Consider the following 12276-nt stretch of genomic DNA (forward strand, 5'->3'; position numbering starts at 1 on the left):
CGAGACTATTGATTGAGGCCGGCCTTGAAGGTTTCGAATTCGGCATCCGCCATGGCGACATTGTGCTGTGGCTGCGGGTAGCCGCCGGTGTTGACGTCCGCGATGAACTCCTTGAACGCGGCGATGCGTTCGGCTTGCAGGCGGGCGTATTCGGCGGCGAAGTTGCGGTAGGTCTTGGCGTGGCGTGGGCGGTGGCCATCGGTGCAGCCAAGGACGTCTTCGGCGAAAAGATATTGCGCGTCCGCCCCCGGCCCTGCGCCCATGCCAAGCATGATCATCGACGTGTTCTTCGAAATGAACACGCCAAGCCGGTCGGGCACGACCTCCAACTCGGCCCCGAAGGCTCCGATGGCTTCCAGTTGCTTGACGTGGTCCCAGACGGCCCGCGCCTCGGTCGCGGTCTTGCCCACAGCGCGCCAGCCGGTCCAGGTGATGAAGCTGGGGATCAGGCCGACGTGAGCGACGACCGGCATATGGTTGTCGCAAAGGGCCTTCTGGATGTCCAAGGAGGCGGCGCAGTAGAAGCAGTCGCCGCCCATCGCGGTGAAGTGGAAGGCGGCGCGGAGGTAGTCCTCGGCGGTGGCGAGCTTGCCGTGGGGACCGAAGGGCAGGCCGACCTGAACGAAGCACTTGCCCGCTGCTTCGCGCATTTCGGGGCTGAAGAAGCGGGACTCAATGGACAGCATGTCGATGCCGGCCGCGTCTGCCGCTGCAGCTTCCTCCAGCGTGGTGACGTAGAGCATGGAGATCTTCTGCCCCCGTGCCTTCATTGCGCGCATGTCGTGGACGGTGGGGCGGTTGGCTTTGTGGACCATGATTACACCGTGCCTCCTTTAAACCGTGAAGGCGGAACGGAAGGCTTCGAGGGCAGCCTCCTCATCGCCCTTGGCGTTGGCTTCCATGCCGACGGGACCGGTGTAGCCCATGGCTTTCAGCGCCTTGGCAACACCGGCATAGTTGATCTCTCCCGTCCCCGGCTCACAGCGTCCGGGGTTGTCGGCGACCTGAACCTCACCGATCCAGGGCAGGCAGGCCTCGCACCAGCGGATCAGGTCGCCCTCTCCGATCTGGGTGTGGTAGAGGTCGAGGTTGATCTTGAGCTGCGGGCGGTTCACGGCGCTGACGAGGCCCAGGACGGCAGAGGTCGATCCGAAGGGGCAGCCTGGATGGTCGAAGGGGTTGAGGTTTTCCAAAGTGAACACCTGACCCTCGGCTTCGGCCAGATCGCAGATGCGGTGCAGGGTGTCGCGGGCGCGCTGCTCCATCCCGGGGGCAAAGGCGCCGATCTGCGGGATCGGGATGCCCTTGTCGCCAAGGCCGGTGCCGTGCAGGTTCAACCGATGGACGCCCAGCCGCTTTCCGACCTTTGAGGTTTCGCGGGCCGAGGCCAGCAGCATCTCGCAGCCCTCGGTGTCGGTCAGGCGGCCCTGAAGGTAGCCGTTCATGATCGTGAACGTGGCCCCGGTCTTTTCCAGCGCGGCAAGCTCCCAGTTCGGCCAGTTCCACAAGCCCACGCCAAAGCCCATCTCCTTCAGGCGGCTGGCGCGCCAAGCGATCGGGCGGTCGCGCCACAGCATCTCGGCGCAGGCGGCAAGTTGGAATGTCATGTCAGACCTCGATCCAGACTTCGCCGTCCTGCACGCGGACGGGGAAGGTTTTCAGGTTGATGCAGGCGGGCGCGCGCTTGGCCTCGCCGGTGCGGTAGTCGAAGGTGGCGTTGTGCTTGGGGCATTCGACGGTGCCATCCATGACAAGGCCATCGCAGAGATGGACCTTCTCGTGGCTGCAGATCCCGTCCATCGCGTGGAAGGTGTCATCTTCGGAGCGTATGAGGACAAAGGTCTGCGACCCGTGGTCGAAGCGGATCAGGTCATCAAGGTCGATGTCGTCGGTGGCGCAGGCGCGGATCCAGTTGGGCATGGCTTCTCTCGGGGTTGAAAGTGCCCCGGCCCGAGGGAAGGGCTGGGCCGGGGCAGAAGTCGGCGCGTGGGCGGAAGCCCAGGCGTCCGACGGGTAGACTGTTACGCGGGCGGAGGCGGGTGGCCGTCGTGGGCAGCCATGTAGCCTTCAATCTCGGCTTCCAGGCTGGCCATGCTGGCGCCACCGGCCATCAGGTCGGTTATCTCTTCACGGGTCTTCTCGCCCTTCTTGAAGTCAGCGGCGACGGCCCCGCGGATCAGAACGGCGAAGTGGTCGCCGACGGCCATCGCGTGCATCACCTGATGGGTGATGAAGATCACCGCAAGGCCCCGGCGCTTTGCCTCGTTCACGATGCGCAGGACGTGGGTGGCCTGCTTGACGCCCAAAGCTGCCGTGGGTTCGTCCAGGATCAGGACGCGCGCACCGAAATGGACGGCGCGGGCGATTGCCAGCGATTGTCGCTCGCCACCCGAGAGGCCACCGACCAGCCGGTCGCCATCGGTGATGCGGGTGATGCCCATATCCTGCACGGCTTTCACCGCGACGCTGTTGGCCGTCTTCCTGTCATAGACCTTGAACGGCCCCCAGCCCTTGGTCGGTTCGACCCCCACGAAGAACGACCGCCCGATCGACATCAGCGGAAAGGTTCCGCCGAACTGGTGGACGGTGGAAATACCGGCCTCCTGCGCAGCGCGCGGGGTGGGGAAGGTCATAGGCGCGCCATCCATCTCGATAACGCCAGAAGTCGGCTGGTGCACACCCGACATGATCTTGATCAGCGTCGACTTGCCTGCGCCGTTGTCGCCCAGAAGGCAGAGGACCTCGCCCGGGCGGACCTCCAGCGTGATGTCGTGCAGAACGTCGATGGGACCGAAGCTTTTGTTCACACCGCGGAGCGCGAGGATCGGAGCAGCCATCACTTGCCCCCTTTCTTCGGCGCATAGGACAGCGCCATCTTGCGGAAGGTGTTGTTCATCAGAACCGCGCCCAAGAGGAGGACGCCGATGATCAGCGACGACCAGTTCCGGTCGAAATCGGTGTAGTAGATGCCTTGGGTGACCACCGCGAAGGTGATGGTGCCGAAGAAGATGCCCACCACCGACCCGAAGCCCCCTGTCAGCAGCACCCCGCCCACCACGACCGCGATGATCGAGTTGAAGATGAAGCTCTGCCCGCCCGCCACTTGCGCCGAGTTGTATAGGATCGCCTGGCACATGCCGACAAAGGCCGCCGAGGTGGAGGAGAGGACGAACAGGATCATCGTCAGCCGGTCGGTCGGGATCCCTGCGTTGCGGGCGGAAACCTTGTCGCCTCCCATCGCGAAGATCCAGTTTCCGAAGGGGCTGAAGTGGACGAAGAAGATGTAAAGCGCCGTCAGGGCCAGCCACCACAGCACCATCACCTGCAACTGACCGCCCATCACGAAGTCACCAAAGATCGCCTTGGCCGGGCCTTCTGTGGTCAGCGCGACCGAGGTGGATTTGGTGATCAGCACCGTCAGACCCAGCACGATGCCCTGCACCGCGAAGAGGCTGCCCAGTGTGACGATCAGTGACGGCACGGCGGTCTTGATGACCAGAAACCCGTTCACCAGGCCGACCACCATGCCAAAGCTCAGCGCCACGGCGATACCCAACCAGATCGGCAGGCCGTAGTGGCCCGAGATGACGGCCACGGTCATCGCTCCGAACGGCACCATGGCACCGACCGAGATGTCCAGTTCACCGGCAATCATCAGCAGACCCAGCGGAATGGCGATGACGCCCAGGTTCGCGGCGACGTTCAGCCAGCTTGCCATGCCCGCCGGTTTCAGGAAGGTCAGCCCGCCGAAGATGGCGAAGAAGATCAGGACGGCGATCAGGCCAAGGGCGGCCCCTGCCTCGGGGCGGCGCAAGAGCCCGCCAAGGGAAATGCTGGACATCGGCTGCCCCCTGTTTTGAGTTGGGAAAGGTCGGCGAGACCCGGCCCGCATCTGTGTGCGAGCCGGGCAGAGGTGTCTTAGCGCGCGCCCAGTTTCACACCGGCCAGCGTGGCGTCGATGTTGGAGGCATCAACGATGCCCGGGCCGGTCAGCACCGGGAACACCGGCAGATCGGTGCCGAAGTCGATGGACGATGCCAGCAGGCTGACCGCCAGGAACGACTGCAGATAGGGCTGCTGGTCGATGGCAAACGCCTGCGTGCCGCCTTTGATGCGGTCCAGACCGGCCTGGTTCATGTCGAACGACCCCAGCATCGCAGGGGCCGCCTGACCGGCCTGCGAAACCGCAATCGCGGCGCTGTCCGCATCGCCTGCCGAGATGGTGATGACGCCGTCGACCGTTCCGTCCTTGATCAGCTCGGCCTTGATCGCCTCGGCCACGGCAGTCGCATCGCCGAAGCTGGTGGTCGGCAGCGGCAGTTGCGTGCCTTTGCCACCGGCGGCGACAACGCCTTCGATCACGCCCTTGCAGCGCGCTTCGGTGTTGGCCGCGCCGGGCAGGGTGTTCACGCAGATCACGTTCTTCTTGCCAGCCTTGCCGAAGTATTCGCCACCGGCCAGACCGGCGACATATTCATCCGACCCGACATAGTTGATCGCGCCCAGTTCGGTGGCCTTGTCTGCGCCGCCTGCGTTCATCAGGATCACGGTGATCCCCGCTGCAATGGCTTCCTTGATCGCCGGATCTTCGGCCTCGGGCACCCAGTTCGGGATGACCAGGCCATCCACTTCCATGGAAATCGCGGTGCGGATCAGCTGGACCACATCGGGGGCGAAGTTGTCGTAGTTCACGAGACGCAGGTAGGTGACTTCACCACCGTTGGCGACAACGGCCGGAGTGGCGTCGTCGATGCCCTTCTTGATGATGTTCCAGAAGGCGTCGTCGTTCGATCCGCCGATCACGGCGATCTTCGCCGCCATCGCAGCCGATCCCGCCGACACCAGTGCCGTGGTCGCCAGCACCTTGGCGATGGTTTTCATGAAGCTCATTGGTCTGTCTCCTCCCTTGGTCCGCCGCTTTGGCGGGTTGTTGATGCCTTCAGTCTTCACCACCTGGACGGCCTCCTCGACCGGCCGGTGGAATGTAGTGATGGGTCAGGTGCGGGCCGCCTTGGCGTTCATCCGCTCTTTCTTCTTCTGGAAGCGCGCATTCATCCGCGCCTCGCCTTCTTTCGAGCCGTCGTGCCAGTAGCCGAACCACCGATCCAAAGGGATCAGCCCGTCGCCGCCGTAGTTCACCTCGAAATACTTGTGGTGCAGGTAATGGGCGTAGGCGTGGCTATCCAGCGCAGACCCTTCGGTCACTTCCAGCTTGTCGAAACCGATATGGCCGTTCACCGCGCCAAAGCCCGCAAGGTGCAGCTGATACATCGCGAGCAGCGGGTTCGACGGGATGATCAGGTGCCAGAAGGCGACCGCATGATAGAGGAACCCCTCCACCGGGTGCATCGAGAGCGACGACCAAGGCGACGGGTTGACCGAGTTGTGGTGAACCGAGTGGATCCACTTATACAGGATCGGCACATGGATCAGGCGGTGGATGCAGAAGAAGTGCACCTCGTGGATCGCCGGGCTGATCAGCGCAAGCACCACCAGCCAGGGCCAATGCGTCTCCCAATGCAGCCAGACGGCCCAGCTGTTGGCGAAAGCCCAGAGGAACACCACTTCGACCAGCGTCCAGAGCGGGATCGACACGAAGAACGACCTCAGGAAGTTGTCGATGTTCTGGCTTTTGAACCAGAACACGTCAGACGGCTGATCCGACGGGAACTTGCCGTTGTACTTGAACCGGGTGCCCTGTTTGCGGCGGACATACCAGAACAGCTCGACCGATCCGTAGAAGACGAAGATCGCGGTGGCATTCACGGCGTAAAGCCAAAGCGCCCAACCCCATGACAGGGTCTGCATCGTGGCCACATCCGGCACGACGAAGAACCACCAGACCAGCGCCGTCGCCATGTGGAAGGCGTTCCAAGGGAACAGGTATTCGGGAATCCAGGCCAGAACCTTTGGCAGGCTGAACGGACGACGCCAGAAGGGCGGCAGCTGAAGGTGGGCCGTGGGGGCCCAGTCGCCACGCTTGTTGCGGGTGCCGAATTGCAGATCGTCCATCCTGGTCCTCCCTTCGCGTTCCGGTGCGGGATCGGACGGCACAAGCGCTTCCACCCCGGGAAATGCCCCTTGGCTGCTGGCCCCTTGGGGCCGCGTTCTTCGCTCTTGTGCTGTCTTCCTCCGCTGGGCGAGAGACTCAGTTTCCCGCCCGGTCTTGCTGCGGGAAGATAGGCGCCTTGACGGAAGTCAAATCAACCCGCAATGATAGCGGAAACACTAAAACGTCGCATTCGTATCAGTTACTCTAACCAATGATACGAAAGACATCAGGAACGCCATGCGCCGCCCCACGATCCCCGACCTTGCCGAAGCTGCCGGCGTCTCGGTTGCGACGGTCAACCGGGTCCTCTCCGGTGCGGGCAACGTGCGGCAGGCCACGCGTGAACGGGTCCAGGCCGCCGCCGCAGAGATCAGTTTCTACGGCCTTGGCAGCATCCAGGCCCGCGTTGCCGCCGCGCGTCCCCACCTGCGGTTCGGGGTTCTGCTGCTGCAACCGCACCGCCCCTTCTACAAGAACGTCGCCCGCGGTCTGAAGCAGGCCGCCGCGACGGCCACCGGGGCCGATGTCGAACTTCGGATCGAGTTTCTTGAGGATCTCTCCCCGCACAACGTCGCCTCCCGTGCCCTTGCCCTTGCCCAGGATTGCCATGCCATCTGCGTGACGTCTGCGGTCCATCCGGTGGTCACCGAGGCCCTGGAACAGATCCAGGCGAAAGGCATCCCGGTCTTTGCGCTTATCTCGCAAATCTCGGTCACCGGGCAGATGTCCTATGTCGGGCTCGACAACTGGAAGGTCGGGCGCACATCCGCCTGGGCCTTTGCCAACATCTGCAAGGCGCCCGGCAAGATCGGCATCCTGATGGGCAACCCGCGCTACCGGAACCAGGAGATGAACGAGACCGGCTTCCGGTCCTACTTCCGCGAATCCGCGCCCGATTTTGTCCTGCTGGAACCTCTGTCCACCTTCGAATCCGCAGCCGTGGCGCAGGAGATGACCGAGAAGCTCCTTGCCGATCACCCCGACCTCGCCGGCCTCTACATTTCCGGCGGCGGGATCAGCGGAGCGCTCGCTGCTCTGCGCGCGAGCTGCAGGGCAGGCACGATGGTCGTCGTCGGATATGACCTCATGGACGTCACCCGCGCCGCCCTGCTGGATGGCGCGATGACGCTCGTAATCTCGCACCCGCTGGACCGACTTGCCCGGGAAGCGATCGACGGCATGATCAGAGCGTGCGCCAATCCGGGAAGCAACCAGACCAGTATCGTCCCTTTCGACATCTACACACGGGAGAACCTTTGATCGGGAGTGCTTGTGTTCCGAGCCTGAGCTTTGGTCCGAGAACGGCGCCAGTAAAGCGGGAGCGGAAAGTTCCGCCATCCCCGACCAGCTGGGGCTGATGCATCCCCTTCACGGTCTGTAGACTCTTCTGGGACTTCTGGCTGATTGTCCCAAGGCACTCGACTCGGTCCCCACCCAACTGCACCCGTCAGTGCGGTCACTCCTAAGCCGGGACCTCTGTCCCGCAAGAGCTGATGTCGGCCAGTCACGGTTTCAGGTGCATCCTGAAGGTCGGTTGCTTGATTGACATCAAAGCATCCCCTAGGTCCACCATGCAACAAGCGTCCGTTCCCAGCGCCGCAATCAGGAAATACCTCACATGCCTGAAACCACTGAAAGCGGATTGCCGCTGGACATTGGAGCTGCGGACCCGTCCGGCACCAAAGGTCCCAGTCACAGTCGGTTCCGCAGGCGCTATCTTCTGCTTCTGCTTGTTCCGGTGATCATGTTCTCCGGCGCAGTCATTGGCATGTATTTTCAGCCTCCCCTGCTTCGGGCGTTCTATGGTGTGACCGGGCTGCAGCCAGGGGGCGGATCGGACACGCCGATCGCGCTGCCTCCGAACGTGGAGCTGCCGCAACGCATGGCGGATACCATGCTCCCCACCGATGTGATCGGACTGGCGCGGATCATGCCCAAGGACGACGTCTCTGTCGTTGCCGCGCCCTATGGGGCAGGCGACGCAAGGATCGCAGAGGTTCTTGTCACTGTCGGGCAGGCAGTCGAGAAGGGCGCAGTGCTGGCGCGGCTGGATAATGGCTTGGCTCTGGAAGGCGCGGTGCTGACCGCCGAGGCCAACCTGGCCGTCCGCGAGGCGACCCTGATGCAGACCCGAGCTGCGGTCGAGGCCAGCCGAGACGAGGCACAGGCCTCGCTGGATCAGGCTGTGGCAACCGCGAATGAGATAGCGGCGAGCCTGCAGCGCACCGAAGAGCTTTTCCTGCGGGACGTTGCAACCCAGGCGACGCTGGACGCTGCCCGCACAGCCGCCGAAGGGGCGCGGCTGGCCGTTACCCGGGCCGAAGCGACGCTGGCGCGCTTCTCGACCGTGGCGTTGCAGGATCAGCCGGACGTGGTGGTCGCGACACGGAATGTCGAGGCGAGCAAGGCAGACCTCGCCCGCGCGAAGCTTGACCTGCAACGCGCGGTGGTCGTCGCTCCCATCGCCGGGGCAATTCTCGACATCAACGCTACCCCCGGCCAGCGCCCACCTGCCGACGGCATCATGCTGATGGGCGACATCGGCCGGATGATGGCTGATGTCGAAATCTGGCAGGACCGGATCGCCAGGGTCCGCCCCGGACAGTCCGTTGAACTGGTCTCGCCTGTCCTGGGCCGGACGCTGCAGGGCAAGGTCGACTTCATCGGCCTGACAGTTGGGCGGCAGGGCCTGATCTCGGACGACGCCGCCGAGAACAAGGACGCCCGGGTAATCCGGGTGCTGGTCGCGCTGGACCCGGAGTCCTCGGCGATCGCGTCACGGTTCACAAATCTTGAGGTCATCGCGCGCATCGACACCAGCGCAGTAGGGGCCACGCCGTGAAGCAGCTCCTGCAGCGCCTGCTGGGTCGGCTCCCGATTGGCTGGCTGCAATTGACCCACAACCCGATGCGCTTTGCCGCCGCCCTGGTCGGAGTGGCCTTCGCCAATGTTCTGGTCTTCGTGCAGCTGGGCATCATGACGTCCATGGGAACGGCGACGTTGCGGCCATACAGCTTCTTTGACGCCGACGTGATGATCTCTGCCGCCGATGCCAATGGCCTGACCGACGGCGGCAACGTCGCGCGCCAATGGCTTTTGCAAGCGATGGCCGACCCCGATGTGCAGGACGGGATGGGGTTGTTCATCGCAAACGCGCCATGGGACCGGGGAGACGCCGACATCAGTTTGACGACTTTCGGCGTCGATCCTGCCAGGCCGGAGTTCGTTGCGTCGGACATCGCCGGGGACCTGTCTCTGCTCGAGGTGCAGGATGCCGCCATCCTTGATCGCCTTGCGCGCGGGCTGGGGCGAGAGGCAGCGGCAGCGATCCGGCCCCAGTCGCCGCTGTCGTTCGAGACGCAAGGGCGGACGCTGACTGCCTATACCACCTTCGCAGGTGGGGGCGGGTTTGGGGGCGACGGTTACATGATTGTCTCAGACCAGACCTTCCTGTCGCTGTTTCCCGCGCGAAGCTCCACCGCCCCGGATCACATCCTGCTGCGGCTTCGACCCGGGGCGGATGGTCCTGCAGTGGTGGCCCGCCTGCATCGACTGATTTCGGACCCCGCGCTGCGCATCCGCATTTATGGCGACGCCGCCCAAGAGGAACTGACCTACCAGCAGACCAAGCGGCCCACCGGCATCATCTTCGGGTTCGGGGTTCTGATCGGCGTGCTCGTTGGGCTGGTGATCGTCTATCAGGTGTTGTCTACCGATGTCGCCGACCACCTGCGCGAATACGCCACCTTCAAGGCCATGGGCTATGACCAGAAGTTCTTCATCGGCATTGTGCTGGAAGAGGCGTTGATCCTTGGAGTGCTTGGCTTCCTTCCAGGATTTGCCGTTGGTGCAACAATCCTTACCGCCATGGGGAAGATTACGACCCTGCCGCTGTCCGTGACCCCGTTCATGGCGATTACGGTTTTCGTCGGCACGGTGGTCTTCTCGGCCCTCTCAGGGGCTATCGCGACCCGACGCCTTGCTGCCGCCGATCCGGCAGACCTGTTCTAGAGGGCGGTATGACGAATTCCCCTATCGTCGAGATCACCGGGCTGAACCATTGGTTTGGTGAAGACGCGGCGCGGAAGCAGGCGCTGTTCGACATCAATCTGACATTGGACCGTGGCAGCTTCACTGTCCTTATGGGGCCGTCGGGTTCGGGCAAGACGACGCTCCTGACCTTGATCGGCTGCCTTCGCGCAGTGCAGGACGGGGCGCTTCGCCTGATTGGTGAAGAGTTGAAAGGCGCGGACCAGGCGCGACTGGTCATGATTCGGCGCAAGCTGGGCTTCATTTTCCAGGCACATAACCTGCACGAAAGTCTGACGGCCGGGCAGAACGTGATGATGGGCGCACAAGTCCATCCGGGCGTCGATGCCGATCTGGCTGCACGCGCGGCGGGGCACCTTCTGGGGCTGGTCGGGCTCGCGGATCGGGTTGCCTACCTTCCAGCCAATCTTTCCGGGGGACAGAAGCAGCGTGTCGCCGTCGCCCGTGCGCTTGTCGGAAGCCCGGCCCTGCTTCTGGCGGACGAACCGACCGCTGCTCTCGACAAGGACAGTGCGTCCGAGGTGATCGACCTATTGCGTCGCCTTGGCAGCAAAAGGGGGATGACCACGCTTCTGGTAACCCACGACAATCGCATCCTGGACCGAGCAGACCGAATCCTTACACTGGAGGACGGGCGGCTTGTCTCAGACGAAGACCGGGTCGCCGGTTAGCGGGCCGTGGACCAAAGGCGGCCTTCCACCGCTTCGCTTTCCGGCGCTTGAACAGCTTTTCAAGGTCGGATGCCCTTCATTCAGGATTGGAGAGCGGAAAGTTCCTACGTTCGCACCCCACAATATGACTGACTGCCGCAGCGACCCCTTCCCAATTCGCCAGGTCGCGAACAGCCTTTTGTAACGCAAACACGGAAGACTGTTAGACCTTGGCGCGACTGCTCGGCAGGCTGACGGCCATTCTTTTGGGGATCTTCTCCATCGGCCCGCACGACCTGGATCGGCAGTGGTCTGACGCCCATCCTACCGTGGATGTTCGTGCCCGCGGTGGGGTTCTGGTGGGGCGCGACGTTTGTAGCTTGGCAGGGTCCCTGATCTGGAGGACAGAGTTGCACGCCGCCATAGCGATATCATCAACTCAACCCCGTGGCCGGGTCGCTTTCTGGGGCGCGCTATCCTCGGCGCCAAGGCTCTGAAGGATGGGGCAGTCCGGCCGTTGGTCGCCGTGGCAGTGATGCGCCAGGTGTTCGAGTGTTGCGATCATCTCGTCCAGTTCGCGGCGGCGCTGTTCCAGTTCCTGCACATGTGTGGTCGCCAGCGACTTGACGTCTGCGCTGGCGCGGCTGCCGTTCTGCCAGAGGTCCAGAAGCGAGGCGATCTGCTTGACCTGAAAACCCAGGTCGCGGGCACGGCGCACGAATCGAAGGGTTGCGATGCTCTTGTCCGAATAGATCCGATAGCCCGAATAGGCACGAAGGGCGGGGCGGACGAGACCGATTTCTTCATAATAGCGCAGCATCTTCACCGAGATGCCGGTCGCTTTCGAGGCTTCACCGATAATCATGATGTGGCTCCATTCATGTCCGGCTGTGCCGGGTATGATCCTCTTGTGCACCCTCCCATCATGGGAGGGTCAAGGGGTTTCTGTAACAGTTATTGGCGACCGCACGCGAATTGCGGGGCGTGCAGTCGCCGTTGGCCAGTCTTGCAGAGTGTTGCTGGCTAGGACATTGCCACCTGGTCCTGTCGGGAAGGCGTCGCAGACCGGTTTGTCGAGTTCGCGGAAGACCAGCGCAATGGCAAACGTTACTCCGACCGCGACCAATGGCCGGAAAGTGGGTCGGCCCGGCAGCATGTGCGTCCCAATCGCAAATCCGAAGGGTGCGACGCCGCGACAGCCAACGAAAACGGAAAAGGCAGTGGCAGGTTCTTGAAGTTGGCCTTTTGTTAGCGGCAGGTGAGCACCCTGCCATGCTGGGAGGTGCGTTGACCCTGCCATGATGGGAGCCCCGAGAAAGCAAGGCATCCGCACGAATCACTGCGGGAAACCTAGCAAAAGGACTTGCTCCCATGTCACTTCCAGATCCAAAGCGGTGGAAGGCGCTGGCGCTTCTGTGCGCCGCGCAGTTCATCGTGATCCTCGACACCTCGATAATCGGCGTGGCCTTGCCCGCCATCCAGGCTGACCTCGGCTTCACCGACGAAGGTCTGAGCTGGATCTTC

Annotated in this window: 12 protein-coding genes; 4 read left to right on the forward strand and 8 right to left on the reverse strand. The window is 63.2% G+C overall.

The window, feature by feature from the left end; genetic code table 11:
* Nucleotides 1-5: 5 nt before the first annotated feature.
* From Q8M85_RS16765 to Q8M85_RS16795, 7 genes are all read right to left on the reverse strand, one after another.
* On the reverse strand, nt 6-815 hold the full coding sequence (locus tag Q8M85_RS16765; protein WP_305546680.1) for a 3-methyl-2-oxobutanoate hydroxymethyltransferase: 810 nt from the start codon (nt 813-815) through the stop codon (nt 6-8).
* Nucleotides 816-833: 18 nt separating this feature from the next.
* Entirely contained in the window at nt 834-1607 is a 774-nt protein-coding gene (locus Q8M85_RS16770; protein ID WP_305546682.1) for a TIM barrel protein, read from the reverse strand.
* Nucleotide 1608: 1 nt separating this feature from the next.
* Complete coding sequence (locus Q8M85_RS16775; protein WP_305546684.1) at nt 1609-1920, reverse strand: MocE family 2Fe-2S type ferredoxin; 312 nt, start codon at nt 1918-1920, stop codon at nt 1609-1611.
* 101 nt (nt 1921-2021) lie between these two features.
* Nucleotides 2022-2837 carry an ATP-binding cassette domain-containing protein gene (locus tag Q8M85_RS16780; RefSeq protein ID WP_305546687.1) on the reverse strand — a complete coding sequence of 272 codons (816 nt, stop codon included), beginning with the start codon at nt 2835-2837 and terminating at the stop codon, nt 2022-2024.
* Nucleotides 2837-3841, reverse strand: a complete 1005-nt coding sequence (locus Q8M85_RS16785; RefSeq protein WP_305546689.1) for an ABC transporter permease — start codon at nt 3839-3841, stop codon at nt 2837-2839. The genes Q8M85_RS16780 and Q8M85_RS16785 overlap by 1 nt, the downstream gene beginning before the upstream one ends.
* Nucleotides 3842-3918: 77 nt before the next feature.
* Nucleotides 3919-4890 (reverse strand): substrate-binding domain-containing protein, encoded by a 972-nt coding sequence (locus Q8M85_RS16790; RefSeq protein ID WP_305546691.1) that lies wholly within the window; start codon nt 4888-4890, stop codon nt 3919-3921.
* Between the two features lie 105 nt (nt 4891-4995).
* Nucleotides 4996-6012, reverse strand: coding sequence for a sterol desaturase family protein (locus Q8M85_RS16795; protein ID WP_305546693.1), 1017 nt, complete (start codon nt 6010-6012; stop codon nt 4996-4998).
* A gap of 277 nt (nt 6013-6289) precedes the next feature.
* On the opposite strand from Q8M85_RS16795, the gene Q8M85_RS16800 reads away from it, so the two are divergent.
* From Q8M85_RS16800 to Q8M85_RS16815, 4 genes are all read left to right on the forward strand, one after another.
* Nucleotides 6290-7312, forward strand: coding sequence for a LacI family DNA-binding transcriptional regulator (locus Q8M85_RS16800; protein WP_305546695.1), 1023 nt, complete (start codon nt 6290-6292; stop codon nt 7310-7312).
* Nucleotides 7313-7670: 358 nt separating this feature from the next.
* Nucleotides 7671-8894, forward strand: coding sequence for an HlyD family efflux transporter periplasmic adaptor subunit (locus tag Q8M85_RS16805; RefSeq protein ID WP_305546697.1), 1224 nt, complete (start codon nt 7671-7673; stop codon nt 8892-8894).
* A complete protein-coding gene (locus tag Q8M85_RS16810; RefSeq protein WP_305546699.1) occupies nt 8891-10063 on the forward strand; it encodes an FtsX-like permease family protein in 1173 nt (390 codons plus the stop codon). The genes Q8M85_RS16805 and Q8M85_RS16810 overlap by 4 nt, the downstream gene beginning before the upstream one ends.
* 8 nt (nt 10064-10071) lie before the next feature.
* Nucleotides 10072-10773: an ATP-binding cassette domain-containing protein gene (locus tag Q8M85_RS16815; RefSeq protein ID WP_305546701.1), complete on the forward strand. Its 702-nt coding sequence runs from the start codon at nt 10072-10074 to the stop codon at nt 10771-10773.
* Between the two features lie 418 nt (nt 10774-11191).
* Here Q8M85_RS16815 and cueR read toward each other — a convergent pair whose 3' ends face one another.
* A complete protein-coding gene (cueR, locus tag Q8M85_RS16820) occupies nt 11192-11617 on the reverse strand; it encodes a Cu(I)-responsive transcriptional regulator (protein WP_305546703.1) in 426 nt (141 codons plus the stop codon).
* Between the last annotated feature and the right edge of the window lie 659 nt (nt 11618-12276).

This window comes from Tabrizicola sp. (genome assembly GCF_030694085.1).
Classification (GTDB): domain Bacteria; phylum Pseudomonadota; class Alphaproteobacteria; order Rhodobacterales; family Rhodobacteraceae; genus Tabrizicola.